At 60.3% G+C, this 20,225-nt stretch carries 16 protein-coding genes and 2 tRNA genes; 9 read left to right on the top strand and 9 right to left on the bottom strand.

The genetic code is table 11. The annotated features are described in order from the left end of the window. Positions 1 to 47 precede the first annotated feature (47 nt). Genes ACR0C5_RS01535 through ACR0C5_RS01525 form a run of 3 tightly spaced genes read right to left on the bottom strand, consistent with a single transcriptional unit; the run spans position 48 to position 2,506 of the window. Positions 48 to 953, bottom strand: coding sequence for a pseudouridine-5'-phosphate glycosidase (locus tag ACR0C5_RS01535; RefSeq protein WP_480874039.1), 906 nt, complete (start codon positions 951 to 953; stop codon positions 48 to 50). Next, the gene (locus tag ACR0C5_RS01530) at positions 950 to 1,843 is read right to left on the bottom strand and encodes a PfkB family carbohydrate kinase (RefSeq protein WP_170774281.1); all 894 of its coding nucleotides are present in this window, start codon (positions 1,841 to 1,843) and stop codon (positions 950 to 952) included. The genes ACR0C5_RS01535 and ACR0C5_RS01530 overlap by 4 nt, the downstream gene beginning before the upstream one ends. Positions 1,844 to 1,888: 45 nt before the next feature. After that, on the bottom strand, positions 1,889 to 2,506 hold the full coding sequence (locus ACR0C5_RS01525) for a thiamine phosphate synthase (RefSeq protein WP_170774279.1): 618 nt from the start codon (positions 2,504 to 2,506) through the stop codon (positions 1,889 to 1,891). A gap of 153 nt (positions 2,507 to 2,659) precedes the next feature. Here ACR0C5_RS01525 and ACR0C5_RS01520 point away from each other — a divergent pair, with 153 nt between their 5' ends. The 4 genes from ACR0C5_RS01520 (at position 2,660) to ACR0C5_RS01505 (ending at position 7,412) form a co-directional block, all read left to right on the top strand. Beyond that, entirely contained in the window at positions 2,660 to 3,403 is a 744-nt protein-coding gene (locus ACR0C5_RS01520) for an RNA methyltransferase (RefSeq protein ID WP_170752876.1), read from the top strand. Between the two features lie 59 nt (positions 3,404 to 3,462). Continuing rightward, complete coding sequence (gene ctaA / locus ACR0C5_RS01515; protein WP_480874036.1) at positions 3,463 to 4,608, top strand: heme A synthase; 1,146 nt, start codon at positions 3,463 to 3,465, stop codon at positions 4,606 to 4,608. Between the two features lies 1 nt (position 4,609). Continuing rightward, entirely contained in the window at positions 4,610 to 6,079 is a 1,470-nt protein-coding gene (locus ACR0C5_RS01510; RefSeq protein WP_480874033.1) for a carboxypeptidase M32, read from the top strand. A 79-nt stretch (positions 6,080 to 6,158) separates the two neighbouring features. Continuing rightward, positions 6,159 to 7,412, top strand: coding sequence for a DsbA family protein (locus ACR0C5_RS01505; protein WP_480874030.1), 1,254 nt, complete (start codon positions 6,159 to 6,161; stop codon positions 7,410 to 7,412). Positions 7,413 to 7,496: 84 nt separating this feature from the next. Here ACR0C5_RS01505 and gyrA read toward each other — a convergent pair whose 3' ends face one another. Then, complete coding sequence (gene gyrA / locus ACR0C5_RS01500) at positions 7,497 to 10,229, bottom strand: DNA gyrase subunit A (RefSeq protein WP_480874027.1); 2,733 nt, start codon at positions 10,227 to 10,229, stop codon at positions 7,497 to 7,499. A gap of 193 nt (positions 10,230 to 10,422) precedes the next feature. Between gyrA and ACR0C5_RS01495 the strand changes: the two genes are divergently transcribed. Next, entirely contained in the window at positions 10,423 to 10,692 is a 270-nt protein-coding gene (locus ACR0C5_RS01495; RefSeq protein ID WP_170774269.1) for an usg protein, read from the top strand. Here ACR0C5_RS01495 and ACR0C5_RS01490 read toward each other — a convergent pair. Beyond that, positions 10,689 to 12,215, bottom strand: coding sequence for a caspase family protein (locus ACR0C5_RS01490; RefSeq protein WP_480874024.1), 1,527 nt, complete (start codon positions 12,213 to 12,215; stop codon positions 10,689 to 10,691). The two genes, ACR0C5_RS01495 and ACR0C5_RS01490, sit on opposite strands and share 4 nt — an antisense overlap. 85 nt (positions 12,216 to 12,300) lie before the next feature. Further along, positions 12,301 to 13,254 (bottom strand): radical SAM protein, encoded by a 954-nt coding sequence (locus tag ACR0C5_RS01485; RefSeq protein ID WP_480874021.1) that lies wholly within the window; start codon positions 13,252 to 13,254, stop codon positions 12,301 to 12,303. 163 nt (positions 13,255 to 13,417) lie between these two features. On the opposite strand from ACR0C5_RS01485, the gene zwf reads away from it, so the two are divergent. From zwf to ACR0C5_RS01465, 4 genes are all read left to right on the top strand, one after another. Beyond that, positions 13,418 to 14,866, top strand: a complete 1,449-nt coding sequence (zwf, locus tag ACR0C5_RS01480) for a glucose-6-phosphate dehydrogenase (protein WP_170774263.1) — start codon at positions 13,418 to 13,420, stop codon at positions 14,864 to 14,866. Next, entirely contained in the window at positions 14,863 to 15,534 is a 672-nt protein-coding gene (pgl, locus tag ACR0C5_RS01475) for a 6-phosphogluconolactonase (protein ID WP_170774261.1), read from the top strand. Before zwf ends, pgl begins: the two co-directional genes overlap by 4 nt. A 4-nt stretch (positions 15,535 to 15,538) precedes the next feature. Next, complete coding sequence (gene pgi / locus ACR0C5_RS01470; RefSeq protein WP_480874016.1) at positions 15,539 to 17,146, top strand: glucose-6-phosphate isomerase; 1,608 nt, start codon at positions 15,539 to 15,541, stop codon at positions 17,144 to 17,146. 148 nt (positions 17,147 to 17,294) lie between these two features. Further along, the gene (locus ACR0C5_RS01465) at positions 17,295 to 18,914 is read left to right on the top strand and encodes a long-chain-fatty-acid--CoA ligase (RefSeq protein ID WP_170774257.1); all 1,620 of its coding nucleotides are present in this window, start codon (positions 17,295 to 17,297) and stop codon (positions 18,912 to 18,914) included. Between the two features lie 19 nt (positions 18,915 to 18,933). Here ACR0C5_RS01465 and ACR0C5_RS01460 read toward each other — a convergent pair. The 3 genes from ACR0C5_RS01460 to ACR0C5_RS01450 form a co-directional block, all read right to left on the bottom strand. Next, positions 18,934 to 19,008, bottom strand: a tRNA-Asn gene (locus tag ACR0C5_RS01460). Between the two features lie 130 nt (positions 19,009 to 19,138). Beyond that, positions 19,139 to 19,213, bottom strand: a tRNA-Asn gene (locus tag ACR0C5_RS01455). Between the two features lie 75 nt (positions 19,214 to 19,288). Then, positions 19,289 to 20,203 (bottom strand): MBL fold metallo-hydrolase, encoded by a 915-nt coding sequence (locus ACR0C5_RS01450; RefSeq protein ID WP_170774255.1) that lies wholly within the window; start codon positions 20,201 to 20,203, stop codon positions 19,289 to 19,291. Positions 20,204 to 20,225: the final 22 nt, after the last annotated feature.

Genomic DNA, 20,225 nt, shown 5'->3' with positions numbered 1-20,225 from the left:
TTGCCGATTTAGTTAAGCAGTCCGGGGCCTTGGTACAATAGCTTTGCTCACTCGGACAGGGCGCGGGCGATTCTGGCGGCCAATTTTGCGTTATTTCTAACCAATGCGATGTTTGCGGTCAGTGAACGCCCCTCGGTCTGTTCATAGATGCGCTGCAGCAGGTAAGGGGTGACACCTTTGCCGGTGATCCGGTGCGCGTCGGCGTCCGCTTGGGCAGAGGCGATGATCGGGGCCAATTCCTCGGCCGGGATCTGATCTGCGTCGGGGATTGGGTTGGCTACGAGTTGCCCGCCAGGCAGCCCAAGGGCGCGGCGAGTGGCGTGGGCCTTGGCGATGGCTTCGGCGGTGTCCATACGCAATGGCGCGGCATAAGGGGATTTGGCGGACCAGAAGGCGGGGAATTCGTCCTGCCCGTGAGCTATGACGGGGACGCCCAGCGTTTCAAGAACCTCGAGCGTTTTGGCCAGATCGAGGATGGCTTTTGCACCGGCGGCCACAACAGTCACAGGGGTTTGAGCCAACTCATGCAGGTCCGCTGAAATATCGAAAGAAGTTTCGGCGCCTTGATGCACGCCGCCTATCCCGCCGGTGGCGAAGACCGGAATTCCAGCGTAGTGCGCTGCGATCATTGTGGCGGCGACAGTTGTAGCTCCGGTCCCGCCGGTCGAGATATAGGCCGCCATGTCCGCGCGCGAGATTTTGGCGACACCTTGCGCCTGACCAAGCGCTTTGAGCTGATCCGCTTCCAGCCCCACGTTCAGCACACCGTCGATAACCGCAATCGTTGCTGGAACGGCCCCTGCATCGCGGATATCCTGTTCCACCTGCGCCGCGACCTCGATGTTCTGAGGGTAGGGCATCCCGTGGGTGATGATGGTGCTTTCCAGCGCAACGATGGGCTGGCCTGCGTCTTTGGCGGCGCGGACCTCGGCCGAGTATTGGATGTCGATCACAGTGGGGTTTCTCCGGAAACGTAAGTAGCGGCGGCGTGCAAGGCACGGGTCAGGGCAGCGTCGGGGGCGGCCCCGGCGGCCTCGGACGCGATATGCGCCGCCATGAAAGTGTCGCCCGCGCCGGTTACGCGTGTCACCAGAACGGACGGGGGTGTTTGGGTCAGAATCTCATCTGCGGTGCCTACGGTGGCCGAGTTGCCGCCATCTGTGACCAGCACTCGCAAGGCGCCGCGATCCAGCAGACCTTTGGCGGCGGATTCGGAATCGGTGAATTCGCGCTGGCACAGGATGCCGGCCTCTTCGAGGTTCACATAGAGCGTCGCGCGGGCGTGTTTGAGGAAGGGCAGCAGGCGCTCGGCCTTCCCGGGTGAGGCCGGGGCCACGCGCAAATCGGCTTTTGCGAAGGCCGGGCTTTGGGCGATTTCTTCCAGCAAAGTTAGCGTCAGGTTGCCATCCAATGCGATGGGGCCTTCAAACGGTGTGTTCTCGTAGCCCAACGGTCCGTGCATCAGCGGGCGTAGGATTTTGGCCCCAGCAGCCTCAAGCGAATGCGCGTCGGCGATGGCGGCGATCAGACCATTGGCACCTTCGACAGCCATATAGCGGTCGGTCGGCAAATCCTGCGAGCGGTAGACGTGATCCGTGACCATGCCCAGCCGTGCGCAGGCATTGACCAGTTCGTCGCCTTCAGGGTCGCGGCCAATTGCGGTCAGCAGTGTAGGCGTCATACCGAACCGCACCAGTGTCATGGCGATGTTCATGGCCACGCCGCCGGGCAGGCGGGTGATCCGCCCCGGCACGTCTGACCCCTGCCGCATGGCGCTGGCAGACCGCCCGATCACGTCCCACAAGACCGATCCGATACACAGGATTTCGCTAGTCTGAGTCATGCCCGTGTCATGCCGCAGCGTCACGGCAGGTGCAAGGGATAACGCTCACATCGCGTCGGTCAGGGCTTTCAGCGCGGCAACAGGATCGTCCTGGGACCAGATCTCGTCGCCAATGCCAAAGAAATCGGTGTGCGGCGACAGCTCGCGGATCAGGTCGGGGGTCAAACCGCCTTCGGCCACAACCGGAACCTCGATCATTTCCGACCACCACTGGAACAGGTCTTTTTCTGCAATGGTGCCGTCGCCTAAGGCCGATGTAACCACCGGGCCAAAGGCCACGTAGTCCGCGCCATGCTCACCTGCGGTCATGCCGTCATGGCTGGAGGCCGCGCAAAAGCTGCCGACGATGGCATCCGCGCCCAGTTCTTTGCGCGCCGCCCGGACCGAGCGCGCACCGTCATCCAGATGCACCCCGTCCAGCCCTAGCCGCTGCGCCAGCAGGACATGGTTCGAGATCACGATCGCCACATCCCGTGCGTGCGCGACTTCGCGGCAGGCATCGGCGGCGCGGGCGATGGTGTCTTCGTCGCTACCCGCCAAGGCGAGGCGGATGCAGGCGATCTCGGTGCTGTCCAGCACGCGGCCCAACTGCTCGGGGAAGGTGCTCAGGGTGATCGTGGGCGGGGTGATCAGGTAAATCTGCGGCTGCTCGGGGGTGTCCATTGGCGCGTCCTTCGCTTTCAGTCTTTGGCGCGGTTTAGCGGATTGGGCCGGGGAAGCAAACTTTTATGCCGGATATTGGCGCATTTGGCCTCCCGGACGGCTTGCCCTGCGCCAAAGCGCCGATTACAGCAAGCGGAACTTTCGGAGACAGCCATGCCCAGCGACAAATCCCAGCCTTCCTTTGTGCTCGTGCGCCCTCAGATGGGCGAAAACATCGGTGCTGCCGCGCGGGCGATGTGGAACTTCGGGTTGGACCGGATGCGGATTGTTGCGCCACGTGACGGTTGGCCGAACCCCAAGGCTGTGGCCATGTCCAGCGGGGCGGGGCGGTTGCTGGATGAGGCGCAGCTTTTTGACGATCTGGCCGGGTCGTTGGCTGACAGCACCTTTGTCTTCGCCACCACGGCACGTCAGCGCGGGTTGACCAAGCCGGTCTACAGCCCCGAACGCGCCATGCAGATTGCCGCTGAAAAAGTTGCGGCGGGCGAAAAGGTTGCCGTACTGTTTGGCCCCGAACGCGCGGGACTTGAGAATGAGGATATCGCCAAGGCCAACGCCATCATCTCGGTCCCGGTGAACCCCGAATATGCCTCGCTCAACCTCGGGCAATGTGTGCTGCTGACTGCCTATGAGTGGATGCGCCAAAGTGCCGATGTGGTGCATGAGGCCACTGATTTGGGCAAGGGCGATTGGGCGACAGGGATCGAGGTTGAAAAACTGGTCGAACATTACGAGGACCGGCTGGAAGAGGCGGGGTTTTTCTACCCGCCTGAAAAGGCCGAAGGGATGAAGACCAACCTGCGCAACCTGTGGTCGCGTATGCGGATGACGCGGGCCGATGTGCAGATGCTGCACGGGATCATGCGGCAGATGGTCCGCTGGAAGGACAAGGGCTAAGGCTGGACCTATCTTCCGCTTCACCCTAGCGTGCGACGAAACAAGGACATGAGGACAGCATGAGCGGCAAGCGCAGCATCTTCGAAGAGGTCTCGGGCGACCAGAAACAAGAGGCGGTTCAGCCCGGTATGATCGACCGTGGCCGGGGCGGCGCGCGCAAGGCAATCCGGGCGTGGCTGATGATGCTGTTCGCGCTGGTCGTGGTGATGATCGCTGTGGGTGGCCTGACGCGCCTGACCGATAGCGGGTTGTCGATTACTGAGTGGCGACCGATCACCGGGGCTATCCCGCCGATGTCCGAGACGGATTGGCAATCCGAGTTCGACAAGTACAAGGAAATCGACCAGTGGCGCATCCAGAACCAGTGGATGGAGCTGGACGATTTCAAATTCATCTACTGGTGGGAATGGGGTCATCGTCAGCTGGGCCGCGTGATCGGTCTGGTCTGGGCCATCGGGTTCTTTGGTTTCTTGGCCGCGCGGAAAATCCCTACGGGTTGGACTAGTAAGCTTTTGATCCCCGGCGTTCTGGGCGGGGTGCAGGGGGCTGTCGGTTGGTGGATGGTCGCCTCGGGCGTGACACAGGGCGAGGGGATGACTGCCGTTGCCAGCTACCGCCTGGCCACCCATCTGGGGCTGGCCTTTGTGATTCTCGGGTTCCTGGCGTGGTACATTTTTGAACTGGGCCGCGGGGAGCGCGACCTGATGCAGGCCCGCCGCACGAAAGAGGCGAAGCTGTTCTCTCTCTCGACCGGTTTGATGCATTTCGCATTCCTGCAAATTCTGATTGGCGCACTGGTCGCCGGGATAGACGCGGGGCGCTCTTATACCGACTGGCCTCTGATCGGCGGGCAGCTTTTGCCGCCCGATGCAACGATGCTAGAGCCGATGTGGAGGAACTTTTTCGAAAGCCCCGGTCTGGTGCAGTTCATTCACCGCTGTGCAGGCTATCTGCTGCTGATTTTCGGCTTCATCGTCTGGAGGCGCGGCGGCTCCAGCGCACATCCGCAGACGCGGTTTGCCTTTAACGCGGCTTTTGCAGCGCTGGCGCTGCAAGTGGTGATCGGGATTGTGACCGTGGTCTATGCTGCGCCGTGGCAGATCGCGATTGTCCATCAGTTCATGGCCGTGGTCGTCTGGACCCTGATCCTGCGCGCGCGTTTCCTGACCGCTTACCCAATCGCAACCTCGATCCGCGGAGTCTGACATGACCGCCTTTGACGACCTGATGGCCTTTCAACGCGAAACTTCGGCGCTGGGGCAGATTGCCGGGCGTTTGGGCTGGGATCAGGAAACGGTGATGCCGCGCGGAGCGGCCCCGCAACGGGCAGAAGAAATGGCCGCCATCGAAGCTGTTCTGCACGCGCGTCGGTCTGATCCGCGCGTGGCCGAGTGGCTAGAACAGGCCGACCCGCAGGATGAAGCTGGAAAGGCGCAGATCCGAGAAATCCGCCGGTCTTATGAGCGCACGGTCAAGGTGCCCGCCGATCTGGCCAAGGCAATTGCGCGTGTCACATCCGCTGCGCAGGGCAAATGGGCGCAAGCCCGTGCGGACGAAGACGTGGCCACGTTCCTGCCCGTGCTGCATGAGGTCGTTGCCCTGAAACGTGAAGAGGGCGCGGCGCTGGCGCAAGGCGGTGACGTCTATGACGCCATGGTCGAGGATTATGAGCCCTACACCACGGGCACTCAAATTGCCGAGATATTCGACCAGATGCGCCCGCGTCTGGTGGCCCTGCGCGCCGCTGTTCTGGATCGCCCCGCGCCGCAAGCCCTGACCGGCACTTTTGACGAACTAACCCAGATGCGCCTGTCGCAGAAACTGGCGACCACCTTCGGCTATGACCTGAACACGGGCCGCGTGGACAAGGCGGTGCATCCGTTCAGCTCGGGCAGTGGGTTGGATGTGCGCATCACCACCCGCACCAGCGAAACCGACCCGTTCAACTGCTTCTACTCGACTATTCATGAGGTCGGCCATGCCGCTTATGAGCAAGGCATCGACCAAGCTTATGCGCTGACCCCGCTGGGCAGTGGGGTGTCGATGGGCGTGCATGAAAGCCAAAGCCGGATTTATGAAAACCAGCTGGGCCGCTCGCGTGCGTTCACCGGCTGGCTGTTCGATCAGATGACAGCGGCCTTTGGCGATTTCGGGATTAGTGACGCCGACGCATTCTATGCCACCGTCAACGGTGTTCATAACGGCTATATCCGAACCGAGGCGGATGAGGTGCAATATAACCTGCACATCATGCTGCGCTTTGATCTGGAGCGCGCCCTGATGGCCGGAGACCTGCAGGTCAGCGATCTGGAAGCCGCTTGGAATGACCGTTTCAAGGCCGATTTCGGCTATGCGGTCGACAAGCCTTCAAACGGGTGCTTACAGGATGTGCATTGGTCGGTGGGGCTGTTTGGCTATTTCCCGACCTACTCGCTGGGCAATGTCTACGCCGGATGCCTGTATGAGGCGCTGCGCGCGGCGCTACCAGATTTGGACGCGCAGCTTGCGCAAGGTGACTCGACGGGCGCAACCGGCTGGCTGCGCGAGAACCTGCAGCGCCATGGCGGGCTTTATGCCCCGCGCGAGGTCATAACCCGCGCCAGTGGGGTTGAACCGGGGCCAGAGCCGTTGCTGACGTATCTGGAAGACAAATTCTGCAAGCTCTACGGCCTCTGACCCTCACGTTTCAGTGTTCGGCCGTGGGAATCTTTGTGCCAGACGATAGAGTGCCCCAGAGGCGACTTGGGAGGGGCACGTGTCGATCAAAAACAAGTTGAAAACCCAAGCGGCGGTTGTGCTGACCAGCGAGGGCCTGCACGGCGCAAGGCAGCGTATTGCCGAGGTGCGACGGAGGCTCAGCGGCGAGCCTCATACCGTACAGTATTTTCACGACGTTGCTGATCCCTATTGCCACCTCAGCCTGCAGCTTTTGCTTAAGTTACAGAACAAATTTGATGTCCAGATCGAGCCGCATCTGATCTCGCGCCCGGCTTCGGATATCCAGCCGTTGCCCACCGAATACTGGCAGAATTCATGGGCCGACACTGTGCGATGGGCGCGACGTTTAGGGTTTGCAGCGCCACAGCAGCCGGCCCCGTCTGACGCGGGTTTTGCGCAAGCCGAGCAGCGTCTTGCGGCCCTGTTGGGTGATCAGGACTTCGCCTCAAAAGCACTGCAAATCAGCACTGCGCTGTGGTCCGGTCTGGATATCCCCGAAGGGGCGCACTCTGATCCGAATGTGGCGCGGCGGGCAGGGGATCAGGCTCTTGCCGCCGCCGGGCACTACCTTGGCGGCAGCTTTGCGTATGGGGGCGAATGCTATTGGGGGCCGGACCGGCTTGGATACCTGGACGGGCGTTTGGCGACGCTTGGGCTTGGGCCGTCGCACCCGCCCATTGTGCCGGACTATTCCGAGCCCTTCCCAGATGCAACAGGGCAGGAACTGGAGTTCTTTTTCTCGTTTCGAAGCCCGTATTCCTATCTGGCTTTCGACCGTGTACGCGATCTAGCCACGCGGACCAATGCGCGTTTGATCTTGCGTCCGGTGCTTCCGATGTTGATGCGTGGACTGCCCGTTCCCAAAGCGAAATCATCATATATTTTAGGGGATTGCGCGCGCGAAGCGCGGCGTCTGGCCATCCCGTTTGGTCGTATTAGCGACCCTTTGGGCGCGGGCATTGAAAGGGGGTACGCCCTATTGGATTATGCCGAAGCCGAGGGTCGCCTGCCGGAATATTGCGCGGCTTTCATGACCGGCGCTTGGGCCCAAGGATTGGATGCCAGCACCGATACCGGGCTTGCGGAGGTCGTGCGTCAAGCGGGTTTGGAATGGCAAACGGCCAAGACATTGATTGGCACTTCTGACTGGCGGACCCGGGTCGAGGCCAACCAGGAACGTCTTCTCCAAATCGGGCTTTGGGGGGTTCCCAGCTTTCATCTGAACGGCCAAAGCGTTTGGGGTCAGGACAGGCTTTGGGTGCTTCAGGATCTTATGCGAGCACAAGCTTAACAAGCCATCCCGCAACGTATGTGTCAAAGTATGACCTCGCCGCTTAACATGGGTTGCGCGGCGAGGTCACCAGATGGTTTTGGACTATTCGGCCTCTTCATCGCCCTGATCGGCGATCCAAGCGACGCTGACGACTTCTTCGCCCTTGCCGGTGTTGAACACCCGCACGCCGCCTGCGCTGCGCGACCGGAAGGAAATCCCGTCAACCGGCACCCGGATCGACTGCCCCTTGGAGGTGGCCAGCATGATCTGATCGTCGATCTCAACCGGGAACGAGGCCACAAGATCGCCGCCGCGCATGGCCTTGTCCATCGCTGCGACACCCATGCCACCACGCCCGCGCACGGGGTAATCGTGGCTGGAACTCAGCTTGCCTGCACCGCCCTTGGTGATCGTCAGGATCAAATTTTCGGCTGCCGACATCTCGGCGTAGCGTTCCTGCGGCAGAACACTATCTGCGTTGCCTTCCTCGTCATCGCCCTCGGCCTCATCGGTGACACCGGCCATCAGGCGGCGCATCTTGAGGTAAGCCGCGCGCTCGTCCGAGCTCGCGTCGAAGTGACGGATGATCGACATCGAAACAACCTCATCCTCGCCGTTCAGGCGCACGCCCCGCACACCAACCGAGGATCGGCTGTTGAACACCCGCACATCCGTGGACGGGAAGCGGATCGCGCGGCCGGATTTGGTAACCAGCATCACGTCGTCATCTTCGGAACAGATGCGCGCGTTGATCAGCTTGGTGTCGGCGTGCTCGTCCTCGAACTTCATGGCGATTTTGCCATTGCGCTTGACGTTGGTGAAATCCGACAGGCGGTTGCGCCGCACGGTGCCCGCGCTGGTGGCGAACATGATCTGCAGGTTTTCCCATTCCTCATCCGGCACATCCACTGGCATGATGGCTGCGATGGAGACACCGGTCGGGATCGGCAGGATATTGACGATCGCCTTGCCTTTGCCGGTGCGCCCGGATTGCGGCAGGCGCCAGGTTTTGAGCTTGTAGACCATGCCGTCCGTGGTGAAGAACAGCAGCTGCGTATGGGTGTTGGCCACGAAGAGGGTGGTGACTACGTCCTCTTCCTTGGTCTGCATTCCCGACAAGCCCTTGCCGCCACGCTTTTGCGCCCGGAAATCGGCAAGCGGCGTGCGCTTGATATAACCGCCCGAGGTGACGGTTACGACCATGTCTTCCCGCTCGATCAGGTCCTCGTCTTCCATGTCGCCCGACCAATCGACAATTTCGGTGCGACGGGGGACCGCAAACTGCTCACGGACTTCGCGCAGCTCATCGCCGATGATCGACATGATCCGTTCGCGTGAGGACAGGATATCGAGGTATTCCTTGATCTTGGCCGCCAGTTGCTCCAGCTCGTCCGTGACCTCTTTGACGCCCAGTTGGGTCAGTCGCTGCAGGCGCAGTTCCAGAATGGCGCGGGCCTGAACCTCGGTTAGGTTATAGGTGCCGTCGTCGTTCATCTTGGACAGAGGATCGTCGATCAGACGCAGGTAGCCCTCGATCTCGGCCGCAGGCCAGCGGCGCGTCATCAGTTTCTCGCGCGCCTCAGCCGCGTCAGCCGACGAACGGATGGTGGCAACCACTTCGTCTACGTTCGAAACGGCCACAGCCAGGCCACACAGGATATGGCTGCGTTCGCGCGCTTTGCGCAGGTCATAGGCGGTACGGCGGGCGACGACGTCTTCGCGGAAGTCGATGAACGACGTCAGGAACCGGCGCAGGGTCAGTTGCTCGGGCCGCCCACCGTTCAGGGCCAGCATGTTACAGCCGAACGATGTCTGCATCGGCGAGAAACGATAAAGCTGGTTCAGCACCACCTCGGGCGTCGCGTCGCGCTTGAGTTCCACCACGACGCGCACGCCGTTGCGGTCGGATTCGTCCTGCACATGGGCCACGCCTTCAATGCGTTTTTCACGCACCGCCTCGGCGATCTTTTCGATCATCGAGGCCTTGTTCACCTGATAGGGAATCTCATCCACGACGATGGCGTAGCGGTCCTTGCGTAACTCTTCCACGCGGGTCTTGGCGCGGATGATGACGCTGCCACGGCCTTCCAGATAAGCCTTGCGCGCACCGGACCGACCCAGCATGACGCCGCCGGTCGGGAAATCAGGGCCGGGGACGTATTCGATCAGTTGCTCCGACGTCAGGTCCGGATCGTCGATCAGCGCCAGCGTGGCATCAACCACCTCGCCAAGGTTATGCGGCGGAATATTCGTCGCCATACCCACGGCGATACCGCCGGCACCATTGACCAGCATGTTCGGGAACCGGGCGGGCAGGACGGTCGGCTCTTTATCTTTGCCGTCGTAGTTGTCCTGAAAATCGACCGTCTCTTTTTCGATATCGGCCAGCAGAGAGGCGGCGGGCTTGTCCATCCGCACTTCGGTATATCGCATGGCCGCCGGGTTATCGCCGTCCATCGAGCCAAAGTTGCCCTGACCGTCCAGCAGTGGCAGCGACATCGAGAAATCCTGCGCCATCCGCACCAGCGCGTCATAAATCGCGCTGTCACCGTGCGGGTGGTATTTACCCATCACATCGCCGACCGGACGGGCCGATTTGCGATAGGCCTTGTCGTGGGTGTTCCCGGTTTCGTGCATGGCATACAGAATCCGCCGATGCACCGGTTTCAGCCCGTCGCGCAGATCGGGGATCGCGCGGCTGACGATGACCGACATGGCATAGTCCAGATACGAGGTGCGCATCTCGGATTCGATTGACACCGTCGGACCGTCATAGACGGGACGCTCGGGCGGGGTTTCATCCATGTTTTCTGGGGTTTCTGGCGTATCGCTCACGTAAACTGCCCGATCTTTAGCTTGGGTCTATATCTTGTGGATGCACTCTATCAGACCCGGCACATAAGGTGCAAGCAAGCTGATCCTTTCCGGCAAAAAAGCCACGGTAACAGCTGGGTAACATATTGTTATCAGCCTGTTAGGGGGTTTGCGTGCTACCCTGAAGAGACCTTGCAAGAAATTGGGGGTCTATATGACGCAAAGCGAAACCGAATTGATGCTGAAAGGGTACGGGCTGACGACGGCGGAATTCTTCTACCATATGCCCGACTATATCCACGTCCTAAACACGTTCATCTGGCAGGATTACGATCTTGCCCCGGATCATCCGAAACTGTTCGATTTCATCGAATTCTGGCAGCGTGAGATTGAAGGTCCACTGCATTCGGTGCGCTACACGCACCGCAAGATGATCGCGCCCGGTGAATGGCGCAACATGGTGGGTGAGTTTCGGGTAAACTAGCCGACCCGCCAAGCATAGACCGAGCAGCCGGTCGATCCCGATCCGGTAAAGCTGTTGCCATCCTCGGACAGGCGGCCGCGCCATGTCACGGTGATGCCGGGGAAATAATCCGTTCCGTTAAGCTCTTGCTCGTTAAGGTAGACGACCGTGTTGGCTTTTTGCCCCAACGAATCCGTCAGGCTGCCCGTGAATTTGTTGCTACCCGCACTGGTGTACCTAACTGAACCGGTCACTTTGACGACCAGCGCGCAGGTTGCTTTGAAGCTCCAACTTCCGCTTAGGGACACGGCCGAAGATGCTGTGGTGCGGGGGGCTGTAGGTGCAGGTGCTGCGACGCAGATAGTGCCGCTTTTGCCTTCCAGTTCGTCCAGCGCGTGCCGCGTGCCCAGATCGTCCGCACCCAGATTGGATTTGCTGGCGCGCCGGTAATCCGCAAAGGCGCGTTTGGTACGGGGACCTGCGACTCCATCGGCCCCGCCCGCATTGCATCCCAGCGCGTTCAAGGCCGCTTGAGTCGCCTGCATCACCTGCTTTGAATCCTGAATGACAGCGGGTGCAGGGGTCTCGGGGTCCTGTAGCCCTGCACGCAATTGCAACGCGATTTCATAGGTATAGTCAGTGGACTGGTCCGCGTATGTCTCAAGAAACGTGTCCAGCGCCGAAACCGTACCGACGGACCGGGCTAATTCCAGATCGGCGCGCATCTTTTCAATCGGCGGCGTGACCGTATCGACGGAAGGCGCGGCGACAGCGGCCGGGGTGAAATAGAACTCGCCCAACAGCTCATCATAGTAAGCTGGGACTTGATTGTGCTGCACGGTGCGAGACAGATCTCGGACTTCGCGCCTGAGATCGGCGACCATGCTGCGCAGCTCTAGCCCCGGTTGCGCCAGACGTGGCAGCAAGGCGCGGGTGAAGACCGAGTTTGGTTCGGCCTCGTTATCATGCAGCCGGTCCAGCGCCATCTGGCCCGCCCCGGCCGAGAATATCACGAACATGCCTTGCGGCGCGTCGATGCGACCCAAACCGCGGGTGCCGCCGATGCTACGTCCGGCAGTGGTTTCAAACGGGTTGTCTCGGCAGGCGTCGATAATGGCGATTGATGTCCGCGCCCCGGTGCTACGCACGCGGTTCAGCAGATTCGACAGGGCGATGGATTCGGATTTGACAAAATCGGTCTCACCAGCAAAGGGGGTTTCGATATCCGTGGGTAGAAGATAGTTCTCGCCGTCAATTTCAACTCCATGCCCGGCGAAGAAAACAAAAGCTGTATCCCCTGCCTCAAGCTGCGCGGTGAATTCCGAGATTCGTTGGTTCATGCCGCGCCGGTCCAGGTTCAACCCCTCGAACGTCTCGAACCCCAATGCCCGAAGCTGCCGCGACACCGCTTCGGCATCGGCAACGGCTTTTTGCAGGACAGGGACCGACTCGTATTGATTGTTGCCGATGACCAGCGCCAACCGGTCCTGCGCCCAAAGCGGAACAGCCCAAACTATGAACCAAAAGGAAATCAGCCACTTCATTTCAAGCCCCGGTTTTCCAACATCCACTGACTTTATAGCGGATGACGGGGGCTCGCCTCAGTGACTTTGTTTACTTAGCGGCGTCTCAGCCCGAGCAACTGGCGCCACCCAATACGCAGAACTTGGCGCAATGTGGGTGGTTGAGATGCACGTCCGCCTCGGCCTCAGCCAGGGTCGAGCCCATTTCGAACTCGGGCTCGTAGGCCAGCAGGGTGCAGGCCAGAACGGCGGGTTTTTCTGCGCCTTTGCGCTTGACCACCATCCGAGCGTTCGAACACATCACTGCGTCAGGTGACTTGTCCAGAATGCCCCAGCAGGCCGTCGTGATCTCGGGCACTTCGACGGATTCGTCCATTTCCGGGAACAGCACTGTCTGTGCCGGGTTCTGTGCGTCGATGTCAAAGCCGTGCTGGTCAAAAAATGCGGCATATCCGGCGCGGCTGTCAGAATCGCTGTCGCCCCAAACCGTCCGTCCGGCAACCGCCATGCGAAACCCATTGTCGCGCAGCCATTCCATGCCGGTCACGGTCTTTTCGAAACTGCCCTTGCCGCGTTCTTCATCATGCAGGTCGGGGCGGTAGTGATCGACCGAAATGCGTAGGGTCAGCTTGTCGCCATACGTGCGTTGCAGTTCCAGCAGCCCTTCGCGCATCTTGCGGCGCATCATCGGTGCCATCGCGTTGGTCAGGATCAGAACCTCAAACCCACGCTCAAGCGCGGCACGGGTCATTTCGATCATCTCGGGGTTCATGAAGGGTTCACCACCCGTAAACCCGATCTCGCGCACCGGCCAGTTGCGTTCTTCTATCTGTTCTAGATAATCGCGCACCTCATCGGCGGTGATATAGACCAGCGCATCATTGGAAGGGCTGCTGAGGATATAGCAGTTTTGACACTCGATATTGCACAGCGTGCCGGTGTTGAACCACAGCGTTTCGGGGTTCTTCAACGCCACCGACGCGCGGGTTTGTCCATTGGCTGTCACCAATTTGTCCTGAAACTTGCCGATATTGGCAGCGCTTGCGACGTTGTCTTTCATTCCGGTATCCGGTTCTTTGAAGTCATTGCACTGACTTAGACGGTTGGGGCGGGTTCGTTAAGTGCGACACGGACATCCTGACAGAATTTTGAAGATGAGGGTTTCTGAACAAATGATTGCGCTAACATTGGACATGCGCCAGCGGTCAAGGTAAGGAAAACACATGGTTTCTCGCATCATCCCTGTTGATCCCTTTGATCTGGTCATTTTTGGCGGAACCGGTGATCTGGCCCAGCGTAAGATCCTGCCGGCGCTGTTCCGCAGATTTTGCGCCGGGCAATGGGTGGACGGTGCCCAAATCATAGGTGCTGCGCGCACGGGATTTGACAGCAACGGGTACCGCGATTTGGTGCGCGAATCGCTCAAGACTCACGCGGCGAAGCAATGTCAGGACGTCTCGGCGCTCGAGTCGTTTTTGCGGCGGCTGGACTATGTGGCGCTGGATGGGGTCTCGGATGAAGGGTGGGGGCATCTGGCCCGCCGGCTAAAGCCCGGTCGAGTGCGGGCCTTTTACTTTTCGGTGGGGCCGCGCCTGTTTGGTCCGCTGGCCGAACGGATCGAGGCGCACGGGTTGATCACACCCCTGACGCGGATCGTGGTCGAAAAACCTTTTGGCCATGACCTAGACAGCGCGCAGGCTTTGAACGCTACTCTGGCCGCGCATTTCTCCGAGAACCAGATTTACCGGATTGACCATTATCTGGGCAAGGAGACGGTCCAGAACCTTATGGCCGTTCGTTTCGGGAATATGCTGTTCGAACCGCTCTGGAACAGCCAATACGTCGATCACATCCAGATCACGGTGGCCGAATCCGTTGGGATTGATGGGCGGGAAGAGTATTATGACCGCGCAGGCGCCATGCGTGACATGATGCAGAACCACCTGATGCAGCTTTTGTGCCTGATCGCAATGGAGCCTCCAGCGAAGTTCGACCCAGACGCGGTGCGGGACGAAAAGCTGAAGGTCATCCGCGCTCTGGACCCGGTCGAGCCGCATCACATTGTGCGCGGCCAGTTCGAGGGTGAGGGCTCGGGCTATCGCCAGGTCGTGGGCAATGAACGCTCGACCACGGAAAGCTATGTGGCGTTGAAGGCGCATGTTAGCAATTGGCGGTGGGCGGGCACACCGTTCTATCTGCGCACGGGGAAGCGGCTGGTGGCGCGCTCCTCGGTGATCAACGTGATGTTCAAGGACGCGCCGCACTCGATATTCGGTGCTGATGCGGGGCGTCACGCGAATGTGCTGTCGATCCGGTTGCAGCCGAATGAGGGCATCACGCTGAAAGTGACAATCAAGGAGCCGGGCCCGGGCGGTATGCGTCTGGTCGATGTGCCATTAGATATGAGCTTTGCCGAGGCGCTGGGGCCGGAAAATCAGGACCCGCCCGATGCCTATGAGCGGCTGGTTATGGACGTAATCCGGGGTAACCAGACCTTGTTCATGCGTGGGGATGAAGTCGAGGCCGCATGGGCCTGGACCGATCCCATCATCGCCGGATGGCAGGCACGTGGTGATGTGCCGAAACCTTATGATAGTGGCAGCACAGGACCGGGCGACGCCGAGCTGCTGATGAAACGGGACGGTCGCCGCTGGCAAGGAATAAACCCATGAATATACAGGAATACCCCGACAGGGACATGCTGGCCATCGACGTTGCCAATGCGTTGGCCGGAGATCTTGAGGCCGCCTTGCTGCACCACGATATGGTCTCACTTGCGGTGCCCGGCGGCACCACGCCCGGGCCGGTCTTTGACGGGTTATGCGCGGCCGATTTGGATTGGGACCGCGTGCGCGTCCTGCCCACCGATGAACGCTGTGTGCCCGGTGACAGCGACCGTTCAAACGAACGACTTATCCGCGAACGTTTGCTGACCAACCGCGCCTCGGTCGCGCAATACGTGCCGCTGTTCGTGGAAGGAAAAGACCCAGAGGCAGTGCTGCCCGAGATCGAAAGCCTGATCACGCCAGTTCTGCCCCTGTCCGTATTGGTGCTGGGCATGGGTGAGGATATGCACACGGCGTCTTTGTTTCCGGGGATGGCGGGGTTGGCGGCTGCCTTGGACAGCCACGCGCCGCCCTTGACCATCGCCCGTACCGAAACGCAGCCTGAGGCGCGTATCTCGCTGACGGCCCCAGTGCTGGACGGTGCCTTGTCCAAGCATCTGGTCATTTTCGGCTCTGCTAAGCGCGAGGCGTTGAACAAAGCCATGGCGCTACCGCCGGAAGAGGCTCCGATTGCCGCTGTGTTGTCCGGCATGATGGTCCATTGGGCGGAGTGATGCAATGAAACTGGCCGACCTCAAGACCCTTTCGGGCAGCACAAAAACCATTCTGGATCTGTTCGAACAGAACCCGAACCGGGCGCAGGAGTTCTCGGCCTCGACCGGGGATATGCTGTTTGACTATTCCAAGACCCAGATTGACGGCGATATCCGCGCGGCGCTGATCAAGCTCTGCGATGACGCCGGTCTGGCGGATCGGCGCGAGGCGATGTTCTCAGGCGCCAAGATCAACGAAACCGAAGGGCGCGCGGTGTTGCACACGGCGCTGCGCAACCTTGATGGCGGCCCGGTCGAGGTCGACGGGCTGGACGTCATGCCCGACGTTCTGGACACGCTTCACCGGATGCGAGTCTTCGCCGAAGAGGTGCGCGGCGGCACTTACACCGGGGCAGGGGGCAGCTTTACCGACGTTGTGAATATCGGCATTGGCGGGTCCGATCTGGGGCCCGTAATGGCGACGCACGCCCTGTCACCCTATCATGACGGCCCCCGGCTGCACTATGTGTCCAATGTGGACGGGGCGCATATCGCGGATACTCTGCGCCAGTTGGACCCGACGCGAACGTTGGTGATCGTCGCCTCGAAGACCTTCACCACGATCGAGACGATGACCAATGCCCGCACTGCACGGGCGTGGATGTCCGAAGGTGGCGGCGATCCGGCCCGTCAATTCGCAGCCGTTTCCAGCGCTTTGGACAAGACACAGGCCTTTGGCATCCCGGCAAAGCGTGTGTTCGGGTTCGCCGATTGGGTCGGGGGGCGGTATTCGGTCTGGGGGCCGGTGGGCCTGCCTGTGATGATCGCCGTGGGATCGAATGCCTTTGATGCATTCCTGCGCGGTGGCCAGTCCATGGACGTCCATTTCCGCGCCGCGGAGTGGGCCGACAATGTGCCGGTGATGCTGGCGCTGGTCGGTATCTGGCATCGGCAGGTTTTGGGCCATGCCAGCCGCGCGGTTCTGCCCTATGACCAGCGATTGCTGCGCCTGCCTGCATATTTTCAACAGCTTGAGATGGAATCGAACGGTAAATCCGTCGCGATGGACGGCACAGCGTTAGAGGTTGCGTCCGGCCCCGTGGTCTGGGGCGAGCCCGGCACCAATGGCCAGCACGCCTTTTACCAGTTGATCCATCAGGGCACAGATGTGATCCCCTGCGAATTCATGGTTGCCGCAGAAGGGCACGAGCCCGAGCTGGCCCATCATCATCGTTTGCTACTGGCAAATTGTCTGGCTCAGTCGGAGGCGCTGATGCGCGGCCGGTCCCTGGACGAAGCCCGCGACCGCATGGCCGCCAAAGGTCTGGAAGGGGCCGAACTGGACCGTCAGGCCCGGCATCGCGTCTTTCCGGGCAATCGCCCGTCCACCACGCTGATTTACCCGCAGCTTACTCCGTTTGTTCTGGGCCAAATCATTGCGCTGTATGAACATCGCGTCTTTGTGGAGGGCGTCTTGCTGGGCATCAACTCATTCGATCAATGGGGGGTCGAGCTGGGGAAAGAGCTTGCGACCTCACTGGGTCCGATCGTGGATGGCGAAGAGGACACCGCAGGCAAAGACGGGTCGACCGCCGCGTTGGTGGCCTATGCGTTGCGTCAGCGGGGTGAGTAAAATCGGCTTGCCGTAGCGGCAGGCTGCATTCTTTTATTGTCAGACAATTAAATGATTGGCAGGATTTGTCCTGACCGTCCCGACGCTAACGTCGGGCCAGAACAAGGGGCCGCCGAACAGAAGCGGCCACCACCAAGGGAGGATGTCCATGCTGGGACAAATGATGACGCAGCCGTTGCTGATCTCGTCGCTGATCAAGCACGCTGATTGCTACCATGGTCAGACCGAGATTGTTTCCGTCGAAACGGACGGAACGGTGACGGAAACCAACTGGTCCGAAGTTTCGACCAATGCACGGAAACTGGCCTCTGCGCTGACGGCATTGGGGCTTGAACCCCAAGCACGGATCGGGACGCTGGCCTGGAACAACCGGCGCCATCTTGAGATCTACTATGGCACCTCAGGCGCCGGGTTCGTGTGCCACACTATCAACCCCCGTCTGTTCCCTGAGCAGTTGACCTATATCATCAACCACGCGCAGGACCGGGTGCTGTTCTTTGATGCAACGTTTATCCCTCTGGTTGCCGCGCTGCATTCTCATCTGACCGAAGTGCAGCATTTCGTGCTGATGGGCCCGCGCAACGAGGATGCGATCGCGCAGGTGCCGGGTGTTCAGTTCTATGATGAGTTTATCGAGACCGGGGATGCCGGGTTTGATTGGCCCAGCTTTGATGAAAATACCGCGTCCAGCCTGTGTTATACCTCGGGCACGACCGGGAACCCTAAGGGTGTTCTGTATTCTCATCGTTCGACAGTGCTGCATAGCTTTGGCTCGAACACGCGCGATGTTATCGGGTTTTCGGCTATGGATGTCGTGTTGCCGGTGGTGCCGATGTTCCATGTGAACGCCTGGGGTTCGCCCTATGCCTGCGCGATGTCCGGGTCGCGCATGGTTTTGCCGGGGCCAGACTTGCACGGCGAAGCTCTGGTCAAGCTGATCGACACATATGGAGTGACGCTCGCCATGGGTGTGCCGACGATTTGGCAGGGGCTGCTGGCTTACGCGCAGGAATCGGGCAGCAAACTGGAAACTCTGGAACGCACGGTCATTGGCGGGGCCGCGTGCCCACCGTCGATGATCGAGACCTTCCGCGAGGTCTACGGCGTGGACACCATCCACGCCTGGGGCATGAGCGAAATGAGCCCACTTGGTACTGCCAACCATCCGCTGTCGAAACATGCGAAACTGCCGATCGAAGCGCAGCACAAACTGCGCGAAAGCCAGGGTCGCCCTTGTTATGGTGTCGAGTTGAAGATCGTGGACGATGACGGCAATGAGTTGCCGCGCGATGGCGAAACGCAGGGCGATCTGATGGTGCGCGGGCCGTGGGTGTTGGACAGCTATTTCCAGATGCAGGATCAGGATCTGTTGCAGGATGGTTGGTTTGCCACGGGCGATGTGGCGACGCTGGATGCGGATGGTTATATGACGATCCGGGACCGGTCCAAAGACATCATCAAATCGGGCGGTGAATGGATCAGCTCGGTCGAGCTGGAAAACATCGCCGTTGCCCATCCCAAGCTGGCAACGGCTGCCGTCATCGGGGTACCGCATCCGAAATGGGACGAACGCCCCCTATTGGTGGCGGTGAAAGCCGACGGCGCAGAGCCGAGCGAGGAAGAACTGCTGGCCTTTTTCGACGGCAAGATCGCCAAATGGCAAGTGCCGGATAAGGTTGTCTTTGTTGATGCTTTGCCACTGAACGCAACGGGCAAGGTTCTGAAACGCAACCTGCGCGTGGATTTCGAAGACGCCCTGACGGGTTGAGGTCTGCGCTTGGGAAGAATGGCTCCGGCGGTAGGGATCGAACCTACGACCAATTGATTAACAGTCAACTGCTCTACCGCTGAGCTACGCCGGAACGGTTCGCGCCGTATAGCAATCACAATCTCTGTCGTCCAGAGGGGATGGTGAAGTTTTTTCGACGAAAAAACTTGGCCCGCGTGAAGGCAAATGTTTCGCGCCAAATCTGTGTGTTTTGAAGGTGGATTTGGCTCCGGCGGTAGGGATCGAACCTACGACCAATTGATTAACAGTCAACTGCTCTACCGCTGAGCTACGCCGGAACTGAGGGCCGTATAACAACACCGAAATTTGCCGTCCAGAGGGGATCGGCATCAAATGACGAAAAAGTTTACGCCTTATGGTAATCGGGTGAACTCGGCCTCGACGGACAGCACACCTTTGGGCGAAGCCATTGATCTGACTGTTAAATCGACCAGATGAGCAAATACGTTGCGCGTCGCGGCCGGAAGCAGTGCGGCGGGGGTTTCGGTGTAGATCCTCTCTGCCAGCTGGCGGGCTGTGCCGGGACGATCCTCTAATGCGGACAGAATCTGGGCCTCACGCGCTGTGCGGTGTTGGATCAGCCAGTCCAACCGGGCGGCAGGGTCGGTGATCGGCGCGCCGTGCCCGGCGTGAAACACCGACCAGTCGCCGGCGCGCAGACGGTGACAGGCTTGCATGAAATCCGTCAGGTCGCCATCCGGTGGCGAAACCAGGGAACTCGCCCACCCCATGACGTGATCTGCGGTGAAACAGGTCTGCCCCCAACCCAGCGCAATATGATTGCCAAGGTGGCCTGGTGTGTGAATGACCTCTAGCTGCCAGTCATCGCCCGTGATGACCTGCCCATCGGTTAGTTCGATATCAGGGCGGAAGGCCGTGTCGATGCCCTCTCCGCCGCCGGTCAGCCCTTTTTGGGCGAGCTCTTGCATCACAGCGCTGCGCCCGGCCTCGGGGCCGCCAAAGGCCAGAACCGGCGCGCCGGTCCGCAGGGCCAGAGGGGCGGCAAGCGGAGAGTGATCCAGATGCGTATGCGTGACGATGATATGGCTGATGCGCTGGCTGGGGGTCAGGGCGGACAGAATCGCCTCGAGATGCACATCGCTGAGGGGGCCTGGGTCGATAACGGCACAGTCCCGCGTGCCCAGCAGATAGGTGTTCGTGCCTCGATAGGTCATAGGCGACGGATTCGGGGCCAGAATGCGCCTGAGGCCGGGCTGCAATTCGAAAGCCTGACCGGCGGGTGGATTGAAATCGTCGGGGGCCTGCATTCTGTGCTCTTTCTCTTGTCCG

The organism is Ruegeria sp. N8 (assembly GCF_056531325.1).
The sequence above is the reverse complement of the archived record's forward strand: the minus strand, read 5'-3'. Positions and strand labels throughout refer to the sequence as shown.